Below are 24,418 nucleotides of genomic sequence, written 5' to 3'. Positions count from 1 at the left end.
CTCTGTAAAACGATCGTGATCGTATTTTAGGGGGCAATGACATGACAACCGATTTAAATCAAACCATACCATTTTCATTTACTTCTCCTGAGTTTTTTAAAAATCCTTATCCATTTTACGATAAGCTGCGTTCCATTCATCCGATCTATTGGGGAAATCTATTAAAATATCCAGGATGGTACGTGACAGGATACGAAGAGGCGATAGCGATTCTTAAAGATACTAGATTTAAAAATCGCATCCCGCTGCCGCAGACTTCAAAAAAATATGAGCAGCTAAAAAACACCCAAAATGACATGATGCTTTTTAAAAATCAACCAGACCATAAGCGGTTGCGTTTACTGGTTAGTAACGTATTTACTCCTAGAATGGTAGAACATCTTCGTCCTTATATCCAAGAAACGGTAAACGATTTACTGCAACAGTTTCAAAATAAGAAAACAATGGATGTGGTTTCCGATTTAGCGTTTCCTTTAGCAAGTCTCATTATAGCGAAAATAATAGGAGTACCTCAAGAAGAGCGATATCAATTTAGAGAATGGGCGGCAAGCTTAATTCAAACCATTGATTTTACCCGTTCGAGAAAGGCGTTAGACAATGGGAATGCAATTACTATAATCTTAAGGGATTATTTTAAAGAACTGATTAAAAGACGGAAACACAGCCCTGAAGAGGACCTTATCAGTTTGTTAATAAAGGAGGAACAGCAAGGGGACAGGTTAACAGACGAGGAATTATTGGCAACCTGCATTTTACTTGTTATTGCCGGTCATGAGACAACAGTCAATCTTATCAGCAATTCGATCCTTACCTTATTGAAACATCCTCATCAACTGATGGACCTAAAGGAAAAACCATTACTTATTGAAGGGGCGGTTGAGGAGTTTTTGCGCTATGAGAGTCCAACACAGATGACCGCTCGGATTGCTTCGGAGGATATCGAGATCCATCAAACAACTATTAAAAAAGGCGACCAGGTATATATCCTTTTGGGAGCTGCCAATCGAGATCCGAATAAATTCCATGATCCTCATTTATTCGACATAACGAGGAATCCGAATCCCCATCTTGCATTTGGATATGGCACGCATTTTTGTTTAGGTGCCCCGTTGGCACGTTTAGAAACACAAATTGCGATTAAATCACTCCTGGTTTGGAAAGACAACCTTCAATTAGCGGCTCCTGACTTGCAATGGCGAAAAATGATGGGGTTTAGATCGTTAAACGAACTGCAAATTATATTTGACTGAGTTAGGATTTAGAGGTTGCATATTTGGAATGGTGAATACGTACGGTAAAAGAAAACGGACAAAAGTTAAGTAGTATGAAAGAGAATTGAAAAGTACCAATGTAAAGTTGAAGGAATTAGACTATTTACTTGTAATGAAAGAAAATAATTTTCTTTAAGTAAAGGTCCTCTCGCAGGGCCTTTTTTTTGTACCTTTAGTATGTCTTTAAGGTGTTTTGAAGTTTAAACAATTAATAAAAAACTATGTACGATTTCCTTACAATGTTGTTCAATACTAGTTAAAAGAGGAGTATATTCAGGTTAACAAGTTAACAAATATGTTTAAATTTTAAAAATATATAGACACTTATGTATAATCTGTTATAAGATTGGGTTAAGGCATTACATAATAAACAATAATGTTCATTCTATGAAGGAGGTTTGAAGGCAATGGAATTATTAATGAGAAATATGTTTCAATCGCTTGGGAAGAATACCTCAGCTAACAAACTAGCAAAAAAATATGGCTTGCGTTTTGGAGCAGGGCGATTTGTGGCAGGGGAAACCATCCAAACAGCCATTGATTCCGTGAAAAAGTTGAACCGTGATGGGAAAATGGTCACCTTAGACCACCTTGGGGAATTTGTTTATACAGAAGAAGAAGCACAGGAATCAACAGCTATGTGCATTCAAACTCTCGATGCTATTGCCGAAGCAGGGGTCACGTCCAATCTTTCCCTTAAAATGACATCGCTTGGCCTAGATATTAGCAAAGATTTATGTATGAAGAATATGCGTAAAATTCTTAACCGGGCTCAACTCCATCAAAATTTTGTCAGAATCGATATGGAAGATTATGATCACTGTCAAATATCATTGGATATTTATAAAGAGCTTCGCAAGGAATATGACTATGTAGGACTCGTTATTCAAGCCTACCTTTTTAGAACAGAACAGGATATTGCCGACTTAAATCAACTGAATGCAAACCTTCGTCTCGTAAAAGGTGCCTACAAAGAGTCTCCAACTGTTGCTTTTCCGGAGAAAAAAGATGTAGATGAAAACTTTAAAAAGATTATTAAGCAGCATTTATTAAACGGCAACTATACTGCGGTAGCCACTCATGATCCAGCGATGATTGAATTTACAAAAACTCTAGTAAATGAACACCGAATCCCAAAAGAGCAATTTGAGTTCCAAATGCTTTATGGAATCTGTGAGGATATTCAAGCAAGCCTAGTAAAAGAAGGGTTTAATGTCCGTGTTTATGTGCCTTACGGGGTAGACTGGTTTGGTTATTTTATGAGACGTTTGGCTGAAAGACCTGCCAATGTCTGGTTTGTTCTTAAAAATCTATTAAAATAGCAATTTTATATAAAAAGGAGTCGGAAGATTATGACAACTGCAACACAACAAGCACCTTACAAAAATGAGCCTTTTACCAATTTTTCTCTGGAAGAAAATAAGCAATCGATGACTGCAGCTCTTGCAAAAGTGAAAACGGAGTTAGGCAGGAAGTATCCGCTCGTAATCGGCAATGAAAAGTTATTTACCGAGGAACAAACCATTTCTATTAATCCAGGAAATGTAGATGAAGTCATCGGGTCTGTTAGTAAAGGGAACAAGGGATTAGCTGAACAAGCGATGCAGGAAGCGTTGAAAACCTTTGAAACCTGGAAAAAGGTTGCTCCGGCTGAGCGTGCGGAATATCTATTCAAAGCAGCAGATTTAATGAGACAGCGTAAGCACGAGTTTTCTTCCTACCTTGTCTATGAATCAGGGAAAAACTGGGCTGAAGCTGACGCTGATACAGCAGAAGCCATCGATTTTATGGAATTCTATGCAAGAGAAATGATTCGCCTTAGTGAGACAAGCATTCATCAGCCGCTTGTAAAAATTGAAGGGGAAGAAAATCAAATTTCTTATATTCCTCTTGGTGTAGGGATTATTATTTCGCCGTTTAACTTCCCATTGGCGATCATGGCAGGAACAACGGTCGCAGCGATTGTCTCAGGGAATACAGTTATTTTGAAACCAGCGGATGCTACTCCTGTTATTGCCGCCAAATTTGTGGAATTAATGGAAGAGGTCGGTCTTCCTTCAGGCGTCCTCAACTATCTGCCAGGGGATGGAATCGATGTGGGTGAGTATTTGGTCGAGCATCCAAGCACTCGATTTATCTCTTTTACAGGTTCACGTGCGGTAGGATGCCGTATTTATGAACGAGCATCAAAGGTTCAGCCTGGCCAATTATGGTTAAAGCGTGTCATTGCTGAGATGGGCGGCAAGGACGGGGTTGTTGTTGATGAAACAGCTGACTTAGATGCAGCAGCAGCGGCAATTGTCGCTTCCGCTTTTGGCTTCCAAGGACAAAAATGTTCCGCGGGCTCTCGAGCGATTATTGTGGAATCGGTTTATGATGAAGTGGTTGAGAAAGTAGCGGAGTTAACGAAAAATCTACAGGTTGGTCTTCCTGAAGAGAACTATGCGATTGGACCGGTGATCGACCAAAAATCAGTGGATAAAATCATGGGCTATATCGAAATTGGCAAAACAGAAGGCCGATTGCTTACAGGCGGCTCAAGAGCAGATGGGAACGGCTTCTACATTGAACCAACCGTAATTGCGGATGTTCAACCAAAAGCCCGGATCATGCAGGAGGAAATCTTTGGCCCGGTCCTTGCCCTTGCGAAAGCAGCTGACTGGCAGGAAGCGATTGAAATCTATAATGATACGGACTATGGCTTGACGGGCGCTTATCATTCCCAGAATGAGGAACGAGTTCAGTATGCCCTTGATAACATGTATTGCGGAAATCTTTATATTAATAAAAAGTGTACGGGTGCATTAGTTGGTGCCCATCCATTTGGCGGATTCAACATGTCAGGCACCGATTCAAAAGCTGGCGGATACGATTACCTGCTGTTGTTTACGCAAGCGAAACTGAAATCTAGAAAACTTTAATCACATCCTAAACTGGGAACCCCCTCTACTGGGGGGATTCCCCAAAAAACAACTACGTTTAAACTTTTGTTGTAAGCGCTTCATAAGATTTTTGGAGTCAAAAATAGAATGGGGGATGGGCTTTTGAATACACAGATTCTTATTTCTATCGGTATTTATATGGTGGGTATGCTGATCATTGGTTATTTTGCATACAAGCGAACGTCTAATCTAGAAGATTATATGTTAGGCGGAAGAGGGCTGGGGCCTGCTGTCACCGCACTAAGTGCTGGGGCATCTGATATGAGCGGCTGGCTGCTCATGGGTCTTCCTGGGGCGATGTTTTCTCAAGGAGTGAGTGCCTCATGGATTGCGATTGGTTTAACCATAGGGGCCTATTTAAATTGGCTTTATGTAGCACCACAGTTAAGAACTTATACAGAGAACGCCAACAATTCGATGACGATTCCAGCGTTCCTTGAGAACCGTTTTGGTGATCGTTCGAATATGCTTCGCTTGACTTCTGGACTCATTATTATTGTCTTTTTTACATTCTATGTATCGTCGGGAATGGTTTCAGGCGGGGTTCTTTTTGAAACCACCTTTAATCTGCATTACCAGGCAGGACTTTGGATTATCGCTGCAGTGGTGATTGCCTATACTTTATTTGGCGGATTTCTAGCGGTGAGCTGGACCGATTTTGTACAAGGTTTAATTATGGTAACGGCACTTATATTAGTTCCAGCTGTGACCATTATGGAAGTAGGCGGATTTGGGTCCGCATTTCAGGAAATAAAGGGGATCGATCCTAAGTTATTTGATATTTTTAAAGGGACCACTTTTTTAGGAATTGTTTCGTTGATGGCATGGGGCTTAGGGTACTTTGGCCAGCCGCATATCATTGTTCGCTTTATGGCAATTTCGTCAGTTAAAGAAATTAAAAAAGCAAGACAAATTGGTATGGGCTGGATGATTTTTTCTGTCGGTGGTGCGATGTTTACCGGGTTCATCGGCTTGGCCTTTTATTCGAAACAAGGACTCACACTATCTGATCCTGAGACCGTCTTTATTGAACTAAGCAGAATTTTATTTCATCCATTAATTACTGGATTTTTACTGGCCGCTTTATTAGCAGCGGTGATGAGTACGATCTCTTCCCAGCTGCTTGTGACAGCAAGCTCGCTGACCGAAGATGTGTATAAGACGTTCTTCCGCCGGTCAGCATCAGATAAAGAACTACTGTTTATCAGCAGACTATCGGTGTTAGTCGTTGCCATTATTTCCGTTGTGATTGCCTTTGATAAAAATGGAACCATTTTATCGCTGGTCGGATATGCTTGGGCTGGCTTTGGAGCCTCTTTTGGGCCTGTCATACTGCTGAGCCTTTACTGGAAACGGATGAACAGATGGGGCGCTCTTGCCGGAATGATTGGCGGTGCAGTCACGGTCATCATTTGGGCCAGTGTACCGGTATTAAAAAATAGTTTGTACGAAATCATTCCAGGATTCATCGTAGGCTTGACTGCCATCTGGATTGTCAGCTTAATGACTCCCGAACCGAGTGCGCAATTACAAAGAGAGTTTGACCAGTATAAACACTCGGCATAACCATAATCCTGTTGACCCTGAAACAGGTGGTTGAACCAAAAGAGTAGGTTTATAGAATATTTTTGTGAAAAAGCTGATACCCGAATAATCATACGGGTTCAGCTTTTTCTATTAATGTATATTTTTATAAGGAGAGTCCTAATGTTGGGCTATTACGATATCACACCTAAAAGGGGCTGGTTCGCTAGAATAGCCGTTGAATTTATGTTAAAGTGAAGAAAAAGCATGAAAGGATTTTAGTATGTTCAAAAGTGCACCATTTATACTGGATGATTCCTTTACAATTGTAAATTATCATATACCCTTACTAGAAATAAAAAAGAAACTTAACGAGTACAATTTTGTTATTGTATCAGGTGGAACCTACTTTATCATTACTCATGATGAAAACAGCCTGATGGCCTTAGGCGAGGACTCCATACCCATTATTGATTGGCTTGAACAGCTCCATTGGCTGAAATCCACCGTCATTTCTGATGTCAATGAAATCGATACCTCTGTTGATTGGCGCAGACCTGTTCTTGTTAAAAACGAAAAGGGAATGATCGGTGTTCTTTCAGCTGAAAAGCGGATCGAAATGCTAGAGGTTGAGAACCGCCAAGTTTCAGCTTATTTTCAGACATTAGCAGAGACGATTAATGAATCGGTTACAGCGGTCGATCATGCTGGACATGTAGTTTATTGGAATACTACAGCGGAAGAAACCTATAAGATTAAAAAAGAGTACATTCTCGGAAAAAAGCTAGGGGAACACTTTCGTGATGAATCGATTGTCCTTCACAGAATTTTAAATGAAGGACGCCCGGTAAGAGGGCAATATCATCGACCTGATAAGGATACACATGTTCTCATTAACGCTTCACCCATCATGATCGAAAATAAGATTATTGGCGGCGTCGCGACCGAACATAATATCACGAATATTATCCGGCTTAACGAAGAATTGGATTCAAACTCAACCTTGCTTGTTCAAAAGTCCAATCCCTTTTCAACTCTGGTAAGCGGGAGTCCTAAATTTCAGGAAACCTTGAAGATTGCGCAAAAGGTCGCCCATGCAGATATCCCCATCCATTTAACAGGGGAACCTGGGTCTGGAAAGGAAATGCTGGCACAAGCGATTCATTATGGCGGCACAAAAGCCGAAGGTCCTTTTATCACCCTCAATTGTTCGGTCATCCCTCCTGCCTTGTTGGAAATGGAACTTTTCGGATTTCAAAAGGAAACCTTTACAGCGGAACAACAAACCTTACAAATCGGCCGGATCGAGCAAGCCTTAGAAGGTACGTTATTCATAGAAGATATTGATAAGATGCCGCTTCAGGTCCAAGGGAAACTATTAAATTATATGGTCGATCATCGTTTTTACCGGGTGGGTGGGGTTGAGAAAATTACCTCGCCCACACGAATCATTACCTCCACCTCAGAATCGATTGAGGTTCTCGTGAAACAAGGAAATTTTAACGAGCAGCTGTATTTTCATTTATCCGTTATTACCATCGATATCCCGCCATTAAGAACCAGAAAAGAGGATATCATTGCTCATGCCCAGAATTATATACAAGAATTTAGCTCTAAGTATAAAAAGCCGGTATCGGAGATCTCTTCTGACACGATGAACCAGTTAATGAACTATGATTGGCCAGGAAACATCCGTGAGCTTAGAAACACGATGGAACGGTTGGTTCTCCTTAATGACAAATCTGTTATTACCGATGAACATTTGCCTGATACTATGAAGAGTAAGTTGTTTGTGAAACAAACGAACAGCCCAATAGGGGAAAGCGGTCAACAGGAAGATGTTGTAATAAATTCTGAAGTGTTAGAGATTGAGGAAGCATTACGGAAAACGTATGGAAATAAAAGTGCAGCGGCTAACCTTTTAGGGATTTCAAGAGGGACATTATATAACAAAATAAAAGAATTTGGATTAAATTAAACGGAAAATACACCCAAAAATTATATTTAGGTTATATAAGTAAACCACTAGAAATTAAAAGGACCACACATTTTAGATATGTCTAATATGTGAGGTGTGAATTTATAATAAGTTTGATTAAAATCCTGTATTAATTTAAACAGGATTTTTTTTTATGTTCTTGTCGATGTTGTAATACTCCAGTATGATACTCCACTAAAGGGCCATTATATGGACTATGCAGGATCAGTTTCTGGGTAACAGATACTCTTTTTTTGATCATTTATTCGTTAACCCTTTTTCGAATGAATCCTCCAATTTGTTTAGTAAATGGAACATTATATCTCTAATGTGTCTTTTAAAAATTGAATCCATGTCCTTGTGGCAAAGGAGAGATAGTATTCTTTTCTCCAGGCTATACCTAAATTCCAATTTTTCTCTGGTTCAACAAGTGGCAATATTTTTAACTTAAGATTATTGTGATCAATTTCATTAAATTTGCTTTGAGGAAGAATGGTGATTCCTTGATTAATCGAGACCATTTCCATCATAAAATTCCATTGCGATGTTTCACAAATAATATTAGGTTTAAAACCGAGTCTTCCGCATTCCTCCATAATGGTATCATGAATGCTAAACCCTTCTCGAAAGATAATAAAGTTCTCATCGAGTAATTCTGACCATTTTACGCTTTCATTGTTTGCCAGAGGATGATGTTGATGGACTAGAATACGTAAGTCTCCTTTCAAGAAAGGAAAGAAATCGAATAACTCTTCATCAATTGGATAAGGCATTACAACCAAATCAAGCTCCCCCTGTATTAATGCTTTTTTTAAATTATTTGCTCCATCCTCCACAAATCGGACACTGATTTCAGGATATTGTTTATGAAATTCAGATATCATTTTAGTGAAAAATTCCGTTCCAAGCATGGGGAATATTCCAATTTTAACGTAGCCCTTTTTGCTATTCTTTGTATCATCTAATTCTTGATAAAACTGTTGTAAAGTTAGGGAAACTTGTTGTCCATATTGAAATAGGAGTCTTCCTGTATCAGTTAGCTCAAGCTTTCTAGTTGTACGGATTAACAACTTCACATCTAATTCCGCTTCTAAGTCTTTAATAACATTACTGATATTGGGTTGGGATATATACAAATATTCTGCTGCTTTAGAAAAGCTGCCATGCTTGACGACCTCTGTAAAGTATTGTAAATGTTTCAGCTCCATATTTTCACCTCTATTTATAACATTTTAAAATATATTCTATAATATATATATATTTTTATTATAAATTTAATTCATTTAAACTATACAAGTAATGCATATTAACAATAGACCTATTAGGGAGGTTTTAAAAATAATGAATAGCCAATTAATTGAATCAGGTGAAAAAACGTTAAAAGATGCGGTAGTTGGTATTTGGAGCTTAGTTTCTTACGAAGTTTCAGATATCGATGGTAATAGAACTTACCCGATGGGGGAAGATGCAACAGGATTTATTATGTATCATCCGGAAGGCTATATGTCAGCACAAATGATGAGTGCTGGGCGTCCTAAATATGCATCTGGTGCTTTACATACTGGAACGCAAGAAGAAATGGCCGCTGCAGCAGAAGGTTATCTTGCTTATGCTGGTCCATATGAAGTCGATGAAGTGAACCACGTTGTAACCCATCATATGACTGTCAGCATGAATCCAACCTGGTTAGACGATACGCAACCACGGTATGTCAACCTTGTTGAAGATATTCTCGAAATTACAAGCCCGCCAATTATTGTTGATGGTAAGGAGCAAAATACGAAATTGATTTGGAAACGAGTAAAGTAAAAATATTGAATTTTTTATTAACAAGAGAAATAAGGGGTAAAAAATATCATTTCCTAAGTTTAAAACAGATTGACACAAGGGGGATCTTCATGGGATCACAGAAAGATCGTACAGTAATTGTTACAGGTGCAGCGCAAGGAATTGGGTATGCTATTGCACAATCATTTATTGATAATGGAGACTTTGTTGCCATCTTGGACTTGAATTTGGAGGCAGCTGAAAGCGCAGCTAAAAAATTTGGGAATGCAAAAGGATATAAAGTCGATGTTGCGGATGAAGAAATAATAAAAAGTACGATTGAACAAATTATTGCTGACCGCGGAACAATTGATGTATTAGTTAACAATGCGGGTCTGCAGCATATTGCAAAAGTAGAGGAATTCCCATTAGATAAATGGAATCTTTTACTTAGTGTCATTTTGACTGGAACATTCTTAATGACGAAACATGTAATTCCTACAATGAAAAAACAACATAAGGGGCGTATTATTAATATTTCATCTGCACATGGCAGAATTCCTGATGCCTATAAATCTGCTTATGTAGCTGCAAAATTTGGCGTGGTAGGTTTTACGCAAACTGCAGCACTAGAAACTGCACAGGATGGCATCACGGTTAATGCCATTATGCCTGGACCAGTCCGGACAGAATTAATTGAAAAACAGTTACCAAAACTAGCAGCAGAGGATGGAACAACTGAAAAAGAAGCTCTAAACCATCACATCTTAGGTAAACAATGGATGAAACGTTTACTTGAGCCATCAGAAATTGGTGCTACAGCTGTTTTCTTGGCTTCGGATGGTGCAGCAGCGATTACAGGTGAAGGAATTGGTGTAACAGGCGGAATGTAGTTAGTATTCAATTAAAAAGCGATTTAATTGAGGAAGGATCACAGAAATGATCAAAATTTTTATAAAAAAATGATTCAATTGAATATATTAAGAGCGTGTTTTAATCAATCTTTTTTTCAAAACACGCTCTTTTTTTTGTTCGTTTATCCAGGTTATTCGCATCAATTTCTAAGTTTAATTTCTAAATTAAGGGAAAGTTTAAGTTCAACAGAAAACTTATTAACAGTTTTTGAAACATTAATGATACGATTGCTTTTGCCAGTCTAATCGATGCAGTACTGTCATTTACATAAATAGGAGGGGAATGTTTTGACATTTTTTCCAAAGCAACAACATGATAAGGTGAGTTCTTATAAAAATCTACGTTCATTGTACGAGCGAAACATCACTGTAAACAGTATTTCAGAAACTATGGATACTTGTCATCTTCATGACGATGCCGAAATGATTCAAAGTATGATGGTTATAAAAGACTATGATGTTTTGGGTGTTGAAGAAAACGGAATCGTCATTGGTTATGTAGTAAGAAATGAATTGAAGGAAGGATCCTGTAAAGAATATTATCGGAGTTTTAGTCCGACGGAACTTGTCTCGGAATCAACACCACTTATCGATACGTTATTTTTTTTAAAAGAGATAGAAAGATTATTTATACTAGAAGGAAATAGGGTAACAAAAGTTGTGACACTAGCCGATCTCCAGAAACCTCCGATTCGGATGTTATTATTTGGGTTGATTTCATTATTAGAGATGCACCTTTATCGGATTATTAATCATTATTTTCCTGAAGATACCTGGAAGACACATTTAAGTACCAATCGAATTAGCTTAGCTGAGGAATTATTTTCTCTTAGAAAGTCACAAAATGAAGCGATTCAATTAAGTGATTGTCTACAGATTTGTGATAAAAGAGACATTGTCCTTAATGAGAAACAATTAAGGGAACTTTTGGGTATTGAAACAAAAAGCAAGGGTAACCATTACTTCAAACAATTAGAAAAATTAAGAAACAACTTGGCACATTCCCAGAATATTAATACCCAAAATTCTTGGGATGAAATGTTCTTGTTAATTGAACAGACTGAGAAATTATTAGGAGCATGTGAAAAGATATGATTTTGAATTTCTACAGAAAGTGATTCAAGTGGTAGGTAAAAGATTAATAAATACAAGGTGAAGGTAATGGGTTAAGTGGTGAAAACATCAATATTAGTGCAAAAACTGTAGGTAAGAATCCTACAGTTTTCTATTTTAAATCCTTCAGAAAAAAAGCTGACTTCAAAAGATCACATTTAAGTGATTTGAAATCAGCTTTTTTTATCGTATCTATGAACTTCATAGACTATCCAATCCTATTTACTGAGTAGTATTTTTTCTTCTTTTCATTTGATTTTTATTATTTTTATTTTCCTCATCTAAGGAAGAATTTTCGTTGCTGTGAGATGCTTCCTCTTTTACATTAGCTGCTGAAATCGGTAGATAACTCTCATTTTCATTTTCCTTAAGAACAGGAGAATCTGTTAGCGTCCCGCTCGCTTTTTCATTTTTACTGGCAGAGGATTCTGGTTTATTTTTCTCACTTTGGACCGCGAGGGAACCTGTGCGTTTTTCGCGGGATTCTTGCTTTTTATCCTCATTCATTATGGTTGCAATATCGGGATTTCCTTCCACAATCAAAATATTGGGACTTTCCGTAATGACTTCTTCTTGCCCTACAACGGCCAATTGGGTGACCAGTTTCTTTTCTTCCATTGGTGAGGGGATAGAACGCTCAATCCGCGCTTCTTCTTTTCTAATGATATCCTGTACCTGCTTTGTTTCTTGAATTTTTCGCTTGCCTACAATCACTTCTTCAACGACTACCGGTCTTTTCGTTACTTCTATTCGTTCTTCCATAATGGGGATACGAATAATTTCATCCGCTGTAAACGGGCTGCCATCAACCTTTCCATTAATGACAGGACGGCGCTCTACATATATTTCTTCTCGAATAAGTGGAACTTGCACTGTTCGCTGTTCTTCAACTACTTCTTTATGGAGCTGTAATTCGCCGACTTGGACACGCTCTTTTATAATATCAAGCTGTTCTTCACGGAGTCGGACGGCTCCTGTTTTTTCAGTCTCATATATTTCAGTCTCATAATGAGCTTTATTATTAGAGCTGTCGTAAGTTCCATTCGTATCAAGCAGCAAAATCATTTTCCCCTTATTTATTTCCTCTTCACACTGTTTTGCTGTAAATACTGGTAGACCTCTTTCAATAAGCCTGTTCGACAGAGTGTTTACCTTTCCTCCGCCCATTCCTGCAGTCATTATGGTAAAAAAGCTGTCCATCATAACACCTGCTAAAGTACTCACTTGTATATCCGCTTCTACCATGACTCCAGTGTGTGAAATGACCAATGGAATGCGACTTCTATTTTCTGCCACTACCATCATATCTGTTTCACGATGCCCCTGACGTTTCAATTCTTCAATCGCATACAAGACTTCTTGTTCTGAATTAAAGGTTCCAACGATTCTTTTTTCCATACTCATTCTATCGTACCTCCTAAAATATAGTTAATGTGGAATATAAAGTACATCCGCATTTATAGTATATCTACCCGAGAGGTATACACTTGAAACATGTAAAAATAGAAATGAAGTATAATATTTTGTTAAAAAAATATGAGGTTTACCGAAAAAATAAGTCAAATAGGCACATTTCTAGAGCTAAACTTGTTTAATTTAAGATAAAAAAAGGAAGAAAAAACCATCCGTTTAATTTATTTTAAAAAATCATTAGTAGGTACATCAATTTAATGGGTGAAAGTGTTGAAGTGTAGTTGTCTTTTACTTACTCTATCGTCCTTATGTTGCAGGATTCCGATAGTGAACTGAATATGAAAGGAATAATAACATTTTTTCTGCAGAAAATACTTCTATTAAATTCAAAGTAGGAGTGTATATATGGAACAAACACTTTATGAAAAAGTTGGCGGAGAAGAAGCGATTGCAAAAGTTGTGGACTATTTTTACTCCGAGTTGGTTCTTAAGGATGAGACAGTTAATCATTTCTTTAAAGAAACGGATATGGAAAAACAACGCCGTCATCAGTCAAAATTTATTAGTTTTGCATTAGGCGGTCCAAATCAATATTCTGGTCAATCTATGGCAAAAGCTCACCAAGGAATGAATCTCCAACCAGCCCATTATAATGCTATTGTAAAACACCTTCACGATGCACTTGCTCACTTTGGAGTGAATGAAAGAGACATAGATACAGCTTTAACTCAAGTAGCTTCACTAAGAGACGATATTTTGTATCAATAACTGTTATTCTGCTTACGGATCATAGTAGGGAAGATCGAGCTGCCAAAAATAAAGGTAGCTTTTTCTTTTTCAAGTAGCCTCTATTTTGTTAACAATTGAGTACATAATTAATTATGATAATGTAAAATGAGGTAGAGGAAGAATTGCGCCGTGAGCTTGGAGTAATCGAATAATTGAATATAGATAAAGAATAAACAGGCTCGATTGTATGCCTGTTTTTCTTATATCCTTACTCTTTCGTAAAGCTTCTTTATCACCGGAAACAGGTAATAAATATGGTTCATCAAACTCAAATAGTGATTTAGGATGCCCTTAGTGTTGTACCTCAATCCGGTATCAATAGAAACACGATTTCTGGATTCATGCATATCTATATGTATCTATGTATGTGGGCTTAACGATTGAATCCATAATCATCCAATTAAGGAAGGCGTGAGTATCCGATGTATACCACCAGTGATATATTAAGCTCCTCTTCATTAAATTTATCCTTTGACTTAAAAAGTGCTCCATACTTCCAGAAAAACAGTCAAAACTTCATTCTTCAGCAAACCGCTAAACAGTTTCCCGTCTTGCAAAACTTAAGCATCTTTGACGTTTATTTGAGTAGAGAACATAGCGTAGAGGCTCATTGGCACCCGAACGCGAATGAACTCGCCTATATGATACAAGGTGAAGCTGACGTTTCTATGCTCAATCCATTTACCCTGCAAGTACTCAGTTACCGTGTTAAGCCACCCCAAACGGTGTATATCCCTATGGGTTGGTGGCATTGGGCTTTCGCGATAACGGATCACACCCACTTGTTGGCTATTTTCGACAATAATTCCACGGAGGTCGTATATGGGTCAGACATCTTAAGAAAGACACCTCCTGAGGTGTTCCAGGCAATTTATGGTGTTAATGCTGCCCAATTAGCTGAAGTTCTCAAGCCTATCGATCAAACAGTTACCATAGGTCCACCTAGATCTAGCGAAATACGATGGCGTATTGGAGAGAGAGGCAATTATTGAATTTTTCTAAGTAAAAAGAAAAACGTAATCCTTAATCGTTCGTGCGTTAACATAACGGCAAGTTAAAAGGCCATTCCACGAAATGAATGGCCTTTTAACTTGCCGTTACAGGCTCAGAGTGGAATAGGTGAAAAAAAATTGCATAACGCCTATGTATGAATCGTTGTGTATATTGGAAATATAAACATGGCTATAAAAACCGGGGGAGTTCATAAATGTTGTATTCCCATTCCCGGGAGGTACCGCGGATTTACAGGAGGAGCGACCTATGCCAAATATATACTGGTACTACGGTTTAATAGTTATCGGGGCGGTAATTACCGTCTATACAATGTATAAAAAAAGAAACGTATTTGATTTGTTTTCATATTTTGTATTCGCAACTGCTTGGTCATGGATTGGTGAAGCTGTTGTCCTCTTTGCACTAAATGCTTACGCATATAAACCCGGACTTTATTCAGATCCTTTTGCCGAAAATATCATAGGGCATATAATAGCCAATACAGGATTATGGTCTTCAACAGCGATTAGTGTAATGGTTTTTCAGCTCTCATACCGCTGGATTGGATTAATATCCATCGTTTTCATGCTGGTAGAGGTTGTGTTTCTTAAAGAGGGTGTCTACACTCATCATTGGTGGCACACATATATGACTGGCATTGTAACATTTATCTATATGATGACTATGAAAAAGTGGTATTCCATAGTAAATGGAAAAAGACATAAATACCCGCGAATCATAACATTCTGGACAATCTCATGGATCATTCTACAAACTCCATCAAGCGTACTTATGCTTTTTGGAAAACAGTTCTTTCATGTAAATTGGGTTGAAAACATTTACCGGGACAGTACATTATTTAGTGGTTTTTTGTATCACGTATGTATGGCCGTAATTGTTATTTTTTGTATTTACATACCAAAAAATAAATATTGGAATGTGGTTCCTTTTTTTATTTTGCTTTTAGGCGATGTGATCCTTTTGAACATGAAAATATTAGTTTTTCATGACGATTGGAAATTGAGTTACCTGATCTGCATCCGAGCAGCAAGTTTACTTTTTTTTATACTAATTGAAAAATACACGTTAAGACTTGATAATGTTGGAAATTCGACATAATCGGCCTGCAATCCGGTTTTTTGAAAATTTATGCACAGTTCGAACAAAATGTGCAATAAAAGTTAGTAGGGCTTTTTCACGGCAAAGAGCATACATTCATGCAACTACCTACTAGATGGATATAGTAGGTAACAATTCTTAAATGAGTAGTCGATGTGGCTACTCATTTAATTTTCCTCATCCAGCCAATATATACTTATTTTTAAAAAACGTATGTTCTTTAAGAATTTTTTACTTTCTAAACTCATTTAATCTTTCGTAGGTTTCAAGTAAGAAATCATAAAACAATGCTTCGGTTGGGAGCAGTTGACGTTGTGTCGGGTAGATGACACCGACTGTGCGTGTGAGACTCGTATCTGATATGGGAATCACGACAGTGGACCGCGGTGTGTTATCTACCAATGTCATCTCTGGCATCAATGCTACTCCTAAGCCAGCAGACACTAGCCCTTTCAATGCATCAATATCTTTCCCTTCGAATGCGATTTGTGGTGAAAAACCTGCATCCTTACATGCTTGAACAACCTGTTCGCGAAATACAAATCCTTCAGGCAGGACACAAAATGGGTCATTTCTTAAATCCCGTAACCGAATCGATTCCCGATCAGATAATGGATGATGAAGAGGGATGAGGGCAACGATATTTTCTGTAAATAACGTAGCTCCTTTAATTTTTTTTTCTTTTTCCGGATTGGGCATGGGTGCCATCATGGCCAAATTAAATTCCCCATTTACCACACCATCAATTAAATCATAATAAAGTGCATTGCTCATTTGAAATTTCGCATCCGGGTACCGAATGCGAAAAGCATAAATGATGGAAGGCAATGTATGGGCGGCCATGCTAATAGGGAATGCAATTCGAACGGTTCCTTTTTCCGGATTTAAATTTTCTTCTACTTCTCTCTTTGCATCCTCCATCAAATACCACACTTGTTTCATCCGTTCATAAAAGATTCTTCCTATAGGGGTTAATTTTACGCTTCTTCCCTCACGAATAAAAAGTTTCACACCTAATTCGTCTTCTAAATTGAAGATTTGCCTGCTAACGGAAGACTGGGCAACATGCAAGACATTTGCTGCCTCTGTTACATGCTCTCTTTTAGCCACTTCTAGGAAATATTGAATTTGCCTCGTCTCCATTTTTGAATCACTCCAGATTCATGCGTTAAATGCATTAATTTCATCGGAAATTAAGATTGAAACTATTAATTATAAAATTATAAAATGAAAATACATTTAAGAAAAGTAATTTTTCATTGTTTTTAATAAATTTTAGGGGCGAACGTTATGAAAATGCTGGACAAAGTAGAAGAAAATCAAATGCAAATCGTGAAAGATTACGTAAATCGTTTATTTGAAAGTGTTCAAATGCGTAATCCAAATGAATGGGAGTTCCAGCAGGCAGTTAAAGAAGTACTTGATTCTTTAGTACCTGTCCTTGTGAAAAATCCGATATATATCAAACAGGCCGTTCTAGAAAGAATGGTCGAACCAGAGCGAATGATTACCTTTCGGGTTCCATGGGTAGATGATAAAGGGAATGTAAAAGTGAATCGTGGATATCGTGTCCAGTTTAGTAGCGTGATTGGACCTTATAAGGGGGGACTAAGATTTCACCCGTCTGTTAACGCAAGTATTATCAAGTTTCTCGGGTTTGAGCAAATCTTCAAAAACTCATTAACAGGTCAGCCGATAGGCGGTGGAAAAGGCGGTTCCGACTTTGATCCAAAAGGTAAATCTGATTTAGAAATTATGCGCTTTTGTCAGAGTTTTATGACAGAGCTTAGCCGACATATCGGGCCGGATATCGATGTTCCCGCTGGGGATATAGGAGTAGGGGCAAAAGAGATCGGTTATATGTTCGGGCAATATAAAAAATTAAAAGGTGCTTATGAAGCAGGTGTGCTAACTGGAAAAGGCGTTGGTTATGGAGGAAGCTTAGGCCGGAAGGAAGCGACAGGATATGGATTGGTTTATTTTGTAGAAGAAATGCTGAAACGTCAGGGATTAAGCCTCCAAGGAAGTACCGTTGTGGTATCCGGTTCAGGAAATGTTTCGATTTATGCAATGGAAAAAGCGATGCAGTTTGGTGCAAAAGTGGTAGCATGCAGTGATTCAAACGGCTATGTTTATGATCGAAATGGAATTAACCTAGATACGGTTAAACGATTAAAAGAAGTAGAGAATAAAAGAATAATCGAATATGTCAAAGAACATCCAGATGCTATCTATCAAGAAGGGTGTTCAGGCATCTGGGCGATCCCGTGCGATATTGCTTTACCGTGTGCAACGCAAAATGAGGTAAATAAGGAAGCGGCAGAAATGTTAGTTTCAAATGGGGTAAAGGCAGTGGGCGAAGGTGCAAACATGCCTTCTACACTAGAAGCCATCGATACTTATTTGGAGCATCATGTTTTATTTGCACCTGCCAAAGCAGCAAATGCAGGCGGGGTTGCAGTCTCCGCATTAGAAATGGCGCAAAATAGTGCAAGGCTGTCTTGGACACAAGAAGAAGTGGATATGAAATTACAAGACATCATGAAAGATATTTATAGTAAGAGTATGAAGGCATCAGAAGATTATGATGCTCGAGGAAATCTTGTTGTCGGTGCTAATATAGCTGGATTCGTAAAAGTAGCTAATGCCATGATCGAACAGGGTGTTATCTAAAATATAATATCTTGTTATGATTATAATAGAATATAGATACCGTTCAAAACAACGATGAAAGGCCACAGATTGGTGGCCTTTCATCGTTGTTATTTATTAGATATTTTTTTCTTGTCAAATAAATATGATATTTCTATCAAAAGTTTACTTATCTGATTATTTTAAGTAAAAAGGAATTTCCTCATAATCCCCCAAACAGCTTTCGAGTGTCCGCCTGCGTTGGGCCATCCGCCTTTTCCTTATTTGTTAACGGGAATTTTCAATATAGTTTACGACATCTCCCACCGTTTGAAGCGTCGCTGCAACTTTGTCACTAATTTCGATTGCGAATTCATCTTCAATTTCCATCGTCAGGTTCACCATATCAAGCGAATCAGCTTCGAAGTCATCTTTGAATGATGCTTCCGGTTTGATATTCTCCATTTTCACACCCAGTTGGTCTGCAATAATAGGTTTTAACTTTTCAAATGTGGTCATTGTAACATCCCCCTAAGTATTTCATAACCACCATTATAACAACCAATATCGGAACATAAAACATAAAAGTATTGCCAATATCCGGCGAACAGCTCCCTTTCTTCGTGCTCATGGTTGATTACTTAAACATTACAAGACAATACCTTGTTTGATGATTTCAACTTTTACATTCGTGTTAAACTTTACATTTTTAAAATAATCCTTCTTATCTTGCATTTCCCAAGTTTTGGGGTGAAACGCGATCAATCTCCTCCCAATTCCAAATGCATCACAATTCGCCTGCTGTAATTTTGTTATAACCTGTTTCGCGTCTTCTGTAAACTCCTTTGATAAAACTTTGTTTAGTCGTTCTATATCTTTTGGAACATCCCCTTTGGGATATTCTTCTACGTTTATCTTTAAATGTAAGTTTAATTGAACAGAAACCTCTCCATTTTTTACATGAACTTTTAATTTTCTTTTCATTTTGTGGACATTAAATGAAAGATAATTGATTAAATTCGGCTTCTCTTCTTTATTCACTCGTTTGGTAAATCGTGCGTATTTTCCTTTTTTGTTATCCAATAAAAGAAGGAGGCTTGAATCTTGTGGAGATAAATTTCCAGAATATATTTTTTCATTCATTAGGGCTAGGCCGACCACTACTGCGCTTTTCTTTTTATTCATTTTAAGATAGGGGAGGACGATATCTTCTCCCGGATCAAGCAGTTCTGAGGCTAGTGTCTGAATGGTTTCATTCGGAATGACCGTGTTTTCTTCTGCACTGGTAAGAGCGTCTTGTATATATTCGCTAACGTTTGGCTCATGTTTTGGATTAATTTTAAGCAAATTCACCGCTTCTCCATTCACAACCCCTAGTGTCGCCCCCAGTGAATTTCGCGGATCTCTCCAAATGACATCTAATGGTGGATAAATACCTTCAGCTGCCATCCTCTCGCCGAACATAATCAGTTTATTTTTAGATGTATCTAATATTCCAGATACTTCTCGATCGATTTTAAGTCGACAATCCCTTGGTGTATGACCTTTTGCAGAAAATGTTTCACTTTTTATCCTGGCTTGCGGTCCCCCGGAGGCTTCCTCAATTATCGGAATGGATACTCCTAATAACATTTCGTCGTTATCTGCTAAATCATAACTTAATATCTGTACCAATACGGCATTTTTCATCAGGTGCTGATCCCAGCATCCTGTAAGTAATAAACATAGAAGTACAAGAATAGGCTTTTTGCTTTTCATGGCTTATTCACCACTTCTTTTTTCGACAAAACCCACGAGAGAATGAGTAGAAGTACAGGTATGAGGCCGATAAAAATATAGTGCGTCGGCCCAAGAAAGTGATTAAAATTTTCAAAGTCTCTTCCTTGATCAGGAAGAAGAGCCAAAATTAAATAGAATCCTGCAACAATGGGCAGTAAGTGGACATAGTTTTTTTTTCTAAAAAGACTGGCCAACCCCATTGCAGATAATAATAGCCAGTTAGCAATCGAAGTTGCAACGACTACAAGCCAGAGCGATAAGAAAAATAAATCCGTCCTTTCGAGAACCTTATACGAATAGGCTTTAATCATATATAATAATGGCTCTGGAGTCAGTCCGATATCTAAATTGGGCTCGAAATAGACAAGGGCTGCAAACACCAAAAAGGTATAATAGAAGGTGACAAAAATGTTCGCTGTTGTGATGGCGATCAGCTTCTCTTTTCCGGAAGCTTGCACATAGGGATGGATAAAAAGAAACAGTTCAAAGCCCAACATAGAGAAAGCAGCTTCTTTTGAACCTTTCAATATCGTTAGAATACTATGATCCCCGACTGGAAAGATATACAGGAAGTTCGCATCCTTCATTGCATACGCAATCAACACTAATAATACAAACAGAATGGGGGATACCAGTACATAAAATCTCGCGATACTAGTTAAACCTTCATTGACGATGTAAATGCAGGTGATGAGGATTAAAACCATTGTAATCCAATTAGGGGTACGCGGTAAGATCCATTTATCCAGGATATCGCTATATCTTGCTAAAACTAAGCTCCCTGTTACCATAAAATAGAGTGCATAACTGAGAATGAATAGCTTCCCGACAACTTTCCCCAGTAATTTTGGGAGTATTTCGTACAAAGATGACGAAGGAAATCTTCTGCTTAGTCCCCAAAAGGCAAAAATAATCGCCTGCGAGATGACTCCTGCTAGTAGAGTGGAAATCCAGCCATCCTGTTTGGCTAATAATGCCACATCATGGGGCAACGATAATATTCCTACACCAATTTGGGCCTGGATAATCATAAAGACAAGCTGTTTGTTCGTAATTCTATTCTTGTTTTGTTTCATTACTATCCCAGCCCCTTGCCAAAGATTGCTTTTTCAGGGTGTTCGGTTTTGAATCAAGCGGACGTGAATTAAATTTCCATAGGGGCAAACGGATAAACGTATCTTTCATGTCTTTTAATCGAAATGGTGCCCAAGGTGCAAAGTAGGCTGTGCCAAATGATTCTAACCTGCATAAATGAGCTAAAGTAAACATAAACCCAAAGGTAATCCCTACAAATCCAAAGGTTGATGCCAAAATCATATGGGGAAAACGCAAAAATCGTACGGCATCACTCATTTCTGTGGTCGGGATGCTGTAGGCTGCAATGGCCGTAATCGCCACAACCACAATCATGGTATTCGAAATGAGGCCTGCACTGACAACTGCATCACCAATAACCAAACCTCCGACAATACCGATGGTTTGGCCAATCCTTGATGGAAGGCGTACCCCCGCTTCACGAATCAGTTCAATGGTCAACTCCATGACAAGTGCTTCAATTAACGGAGGAAAAGGTATATTTTTGATTGAACTTACAACAGGGAGAACTAAATCATCCGGCAGTACTTCAAAATGAAAACCAATCACCGCAATATAAATAGCAGGCAAATTAACCGCAATGAAAATGCTTACGAGCCTCATGGAACGGATAAAGGTTCCGATCATCCAGCGTGAATTATAATCATCAGGTGAATGGAAGAATGCAAAAAAAGTGACGGGAATAATTAAACAAGCAGGATACCCTTCCATCAACACCGCCACTCTTCCTTCAGTCAGATGACTGACTACACGATCTACTCTCTCTGTACTTAAAATCTGAGGAAAGGGTGACCATGTGGAATCTTCGATCAATTCCTGAAGAGCTCCAGTACTGGGGATATAATCCATTGAAATATGATGGACCCTCCGTTTGAATTCGGTGACCATTTCATTATTGGCAAGGTCTTTCATATAAACCATGGCTATTTTGGATTGAATCTGGTCACCCACTGTTATCTGTTCCATGGTAAGGTTTGCGGTTCGACACGATTTCCTAATTAAATGAAGGTTGGTTGAAAGATTTTCGATAAAACCTTCATGAGATCCCTGAATGACTTGTTCATTACTAGGTTCGATAATGGTCCTCTCTTTGGAGAGGCCAACTTCCACCATGTAGAATTCTTTAACACCATCCAAGAACATAATACAGGACCCATTCAAAAGTGCTTCTTGAGCTTTGAATAAGTTATCTGATTTAAGAAAGTTAGAATAAAGTACACTTTCAAACGGGGCACTATCCGCTTCCATCATCGGTTTTACAATATCTCTTTGAATCTTATCCTTATCTGCCATCGTATCTAAGAAAATCAAAATTCCCCGATTATTACTTTCATTTAATTCCTTAATCATTAAATCAGCTGAATCAAAAAATGTATGTTTAAAAAAAGAAATATTTTCATCGATTGTATGGAAAACCTCTTTAAACGATATAGAGTTCTGATTTGAAGCAACAGGTTGGATATCCCGTTTCATGAACTTTTTTAAAGCAAGGTAAATGAATTTCATTTTTTTACTCCATTATCAAAATGTTTCCATTATCATCCCCAAAATATGGTATAACTATGTATTAGTTTGTGGCATGAAGGAAGTATCAGTAAATACGCATTCCTATTCTTTTTATGGAGCAGATTAACTAATAAAAAATAAAGGATTATTCATATGAAACTAACAGTATGTTAACTAGTACAAACCTTTTGAATAATAATTGGAGAAAATAGATTATGACACTTTTATATGTAGGAATTAGTTGTATTATTGTGGGATTTGGTTTAAGTTCACTTAGTTTTTATGAAGTTAAAGATGGTTTAAAATTTATATTTGAAGAGCGGAGTAAGATAAACAAGGTAGCTTATTTCTTTACCATATTTGAATATGTAACAGGGATATTTTTGTTTGGAATACTACTCATATTGTTTGGCATATTTGCTATAGTAATGAATTTTTTTTAATACTAGATTGTCTAACTACCAGAGACACGAGCAAGTTAAATGATCGCTATAAAAAAAGAGGCAGCGAACCCAAAATCGGGGGCGGTGCCTTTTCTTTTATCTGGTAAAAAGCAGGTAGAAAACAAATTGATTCAATTGCCTTTTATTATTTGAGCCCTATCCTCCATTTGTGGAGGTTCTTCAAACCACCCATGCTTAATCTTAATTTCAATTCCTTCTTGTCCGTAGAAAAATATATCTTTAGCAATTAATGAAAATTTTATAGATATATCATTTCTTAAACTAAAAAAGGTTCCAAAACTACCTCCTACAAGTCCAAATCCATTGAGGAGGTAGACGCAATGCATCATGAGATTATCCGAAAATGGAGCGATTGTTGAAGTAGTTACCGTGCTTCCAGATGTAGCAGAGAAATGAACATTGCTCTCTAAAAGCATTTCCTCACATGTTTTGATTTGTTTCTTACAAAGTTCAATCCCTTTTACAAAATATTGTTTAACATCTTTGTTCACTGCACATTGTGCGAAACCAGTAATTAATTGCATTCCAATATTATTTGTCTCAATTCCATGGTGAATAATACCAAGCTCAAGGTCATTTAAAGTCCTCTTGTCACCAAAAGGCTTAAATCCTTGCATGTACCTTTTGCTTTTTATAAATTCATTTGTTTTTGGCATAGTGACTTTTGGGGGAAGGGTTAGAATCCCTTTTTCCAGCAAATAAAGGGTAGACAATTTATAAATTTTTTGAGTAACAGAAGTAAGTCCCTCATAAATCTGCATAACTTTATCGTTATATGCCATATTCATATTAATGGTGTACATACCCATGCTAACTTCTTTTAAGATACGGACGAACATAATATCAAATCCATTATCGAATAACTTAGGAGCTTCTACGTTGACGTCTTCTTTTGTGTATCCAACAGGTTTCACCATTTTTTGGTCTCTAAATATCTCTTCCATTTGCAAAACAAAATAATTCAGTTCCTGCCACAAACCGCCCATAATATTCGTAGCTTGTTGGTCATCCGATTTTTCTATAAAGTATTCCAACATTCTCATAATAAGGGTTTTTTCTATGTATGTAAGCCAAAGTGTTCCCACCTCTGGTGCACTTACAGGGTTTGTTAGAATCAAAT

At 37.7% G+C, this 24,418-nt stretch carries 20 protein-coding genes; 12 read left to right on the top strand and 8 right to left on the bottom strand.

Annotated features, from left to right (window positions below; all coding sequences use genetic code 11):
* The first annotated feature begins 41 nt into the window (after positions 1 to 41).
* The 5 genes from J7E63_RS16235 to J7E63_RS16215 all read left to right on the top strand — a co-directional run bounded on the left by J7E63_RS16235 (position 42) and on the right by J7E63_RS16215 (position 7,715).
* Entirely contained in the window at positions 42 to 1,250 is a 1,209-nt protein-coding gene (locus tag J7E63_RS16235; RefSeq protein WP_215014238.1) for a cytochrome P450, read from the top strand.
* Between the two features lie 428 nt (positions 1,251 to 1,678).
* Positions 1,679 to 2,593, top strand: a complete 915-nt coding sequence (locus J7E63_RS16230) for a proline dehydrogenase family protein (RefSeq protein ID WP_215014236.1) — start codon at positions 1,679 to 1,681, stop codon at positions 2,591 to 2,593.
* Between the two features lie 30 nt (positions 2,594 to 2,623).
* Positions 2,624 to 4,192 (top strand): L-glutamate gamma-semialdehyde dehydrogenase, encoded by a 1,569-nt coding sequence (pruA, locus tag J7E63_RS16225; protein WP_215014234.1) that lies wholly within the window; start codon positions 2,624 to 2,626, stop codon positions 4,190 to 4,192.
* A 108-nt stretch (positions 4,193 to 4,300) separates the two neighbouring features.
* Positions 4,301 to 5,779, top strand: a complete 1,479-nt coding sequence (gene putP, locus J7E63_RS16220; RefSeq protein WP_374193744.1) for a sodium/proline symporter PutP — start codon at positions 4,301 to 4,303, stop codon at positions 5,777 to 5,779.
* Positions 5,780 to 6,020: 241 nt separating this feature from the next.
* Positions 6,021 to 7,715 (top strand): sigma-54 interaction domain-containing protein, encoded by a 1,695-nt coding sequence (locus J7E63_RS16215; protein ID WP_215014231.1) that lies wholly within the window; start codon positions 6,021 to 6,023, stop codon positions 7,713 to 7,715.
* A 317-nt stretch (positions 7,716 to 8,032) separates the two neighbouring features.
* Here J7E63_RS16215 and J7E63_RS16210 read toward each other — a convergent pair whose 3' ends face one another.
* Positions 8,033 to 8,923 (bottom strand): LysR family transcriptional regulator, encoded by an 891-nt coding sequence (locus J7E63_RS16210; RefSeq protein WP_215014223.1) that lies wholly within the window; start codon positions 8,921 to 8,923, stop codon positions 8,033 to 8,035.
* 133 nt (positions 8,924 to 9,056) lie between these two features.
* Between J7E63_RS16210 and J7E63_RS16205 the strand changes: the two genes are divergently transcribed.
* The 3 genes from J7E63_RS16205 (at position 9,057) to J7E63_RS16195 (ending at position 11,491) form a co-directional block, all read left to right on the top strand.
* Positions 9,057 to 9,524, top strand: a complete 468-nt coding sequence (locus J7E63_RS16205; protein ID WP_215014221.1) for a lipocalin-like domain-containing protein — start codon at positions 9,057 to 9,059, stop codon at positions 9,522 to 9,524.
* An 89-nt stretch (positions 9,525 to 9,613) separates the two neighbouring features.
* Positions 9,614 to 10,375: a 3-hydroxybutyrate dehydrogenase gene (locus tag J7E63_RS16200; RefSeq protein WP_215014219.1), complete on the top strand. Its 762-nt coding sequence runs from the start codon at positions 9,614 to 9,616 to the stop codon at positions 10,373 to 10,375.
* Between the two features lie 309 nt (positions 10,376 to 10,684).
* Positions 10,685 to 11,491, top strand: a complete 807-nt coding sequence (locus tag J7E63_RS16195; protein WP_215014217.1) for a hypothetical protein — start codon at positions 10,685 to 10,687, stop codon at positions 11,489 to 11,491.
* A 240-nt stretch (positions 11,492 to 11,731) separates the two neighbouring features.
* Here J7E63_RS16195 and J7E63_RS16190 read toward each other — a convergent pair whose 3' ends face one another.
* Positions 11,732 to 12,913 carry a YsnF/AvaK domain-containing protein gene (locus J7E63_RS16190; protein ID WP_215014215.1) on the bottom strand — a complete coding sequence of 394 codons (1,182 nt, stop codon included), beginning with the start codon at positions 12,911 to 12,913 and terminating at the stop codon, positions 11,732 to 11,734.
* 414 nt (positions 12,914 to 13,327) lie between these two features.
* Here J7E63_RS16190 and J7E63_RS16185 point away from each other — a divergent pair, with 414 nt between their 5' ends.
* From J7E63_RS16185 to J7E63_RS16175, 3 genes are all read left to right on the top strand, one after another.
* On the top strand, positions 13,328 to 13,690 hold the full coding sequence (locus J7E63_RS16185; RefSeq protein WP_168243922.1) for a group I truncated hemoglobin: 363 nt from the start codon (positions 13,328 to 13,330) through the stop codon (positions 13,688 to 13,690).
* Between the two features lie 443 nt (positions 13,691 to 14,133).
* Positions 14,134 to 14,703, top strand: a complete 570-nt coding sequence (locus J7E63_RS16180) for a cupin domain-containing protein (protein ID WP_215014204.1) — start codon at positions 14,134 to 14,136, stop codon at positions 14,701 to 14,703.
* Positions 14,704 to 14,971: 268 nt separating this feature from the next.
* On the top strand, positions 14,972 to 15,823 hold the full coding sequence (locus tag J7E63_RS16175; RefSeq protein ID WP_215014202.1) for a hypothetical protein: 852 nt from the start codon (positions 14,972 to 14,974) through the stop codon (positions 15,821 to 15,823).
* Between the two features lie 231 nt (positions 15,824 to 16,054).
* On the opposite strand, the gene gltC is transcribed toward J7E63_RS16175, so the two are convergent.
* Positions 16,055 to 16,966: a glutamate biosynthesis transcriptional regulator GltC gene (gene gltC, locus J7E63_RS16170; protein WP_215014200.1), complete on the bottom strand. Its 912-nt coding sequence runs from the start codon at positions 16,964 to 16,966 to the stop codon at positions 16,055 to 16,057.
* Between the two features lie 147 nt (positions 16,967 to 17,113).
* Here gltC and gdhA point away from each other — a divergent pair, with 147 nt between their 5' ends.
* Complete coding sequence (gene gdhA, locus J7E63_RS16165) at positions 17,114 to 18,496, top strand: NADP-specific glutamate dehydrogenase (protein ID WP_215014198.1); 1,383 nt, start codon at positions 17,114 to 17,116, stop codon at positions 18,494 to 18,496.
* Positions 18,497 to 18,742: 246 nt separating this feature from the next.
* On the opposite strand, the gene acpP is transcribed toward gdhA, so the two are convergent.
* From acpP to J7E63_RS16140, 5 genes are all read right to left on the bottom strand, one after another.
* Positions 18,743 to 18,973, bottom strand: coding sequence for an acyl carrier protein (gene acpP, locus J7E63_RS16160; RefSeq protein WP_168243930.1), 231 nt, complete (start codon positions 18,971 to 18,973; stop codon positions 18,743 to 18,745).
* Between the two features lie 129 nt (positions 18,974 to 19,102).
* Positions 19,103 to 20,212: a Ger(x)C family spore germination protein gene (locus J7E63_RS16155; protein WP_215014196.1), complete on the bottom strand. Its 1,110-nt coding sequence runs from the start codon at positions 20,210 to 20,212 to the stop codon at positions 19,103 to 19,105.
* Positions 20,209 to 21,309, bottom strand: a complete 1,101-nt coding sequence (locus tag J7E63_RS16150; RefSeq protein WP_215014194.1) for a GerAB/ArcD/ProY family transporter — start codon at positions 21,307 to 21,309, stop codon at positions 20,209 to 20,211. The genes J7E63_RS16155 and J7E63_RS16150 overlap by 4 nt, the downstream gene beginning before the upstream one ends.
* Complete coding sequence (locus J7E63_RS16145; RefSeq protein WP_251033572.1) at positions 21,290 to 22,834, bottom strand: spore germination protein; 1,545 nt, start codon at positions 22,832 to 22,834, stop codon at positions 21,290 to 21,292. Before J7E63_RS16145 ends, J7E63_RS16150 begins: the two co-directional genes overlap by 20 nt.
* 574 nt (positions 22,835 to 23,408) lie before the next feature.
* Entirely contained in the window at positions 23,409 to 24,416 is a 1,008-nt protein-coding gene (locus J7E63_RS16140) for a DUF3231 family protein (protein ID WP_251033571.1), read from the bottom strand.
* Positions 24,417 to 24,418 lie beyond the last annotated feature (2 nt).

It is taken from the genome of Bacillus sp. ISL-75 (genome assembly GCF_018613095.1).
The sequence above is the reverse complement of the archived record's forward strand: the minus strand, read 5'-3'. Positions and strand labels throughout refer to the sequence as shown.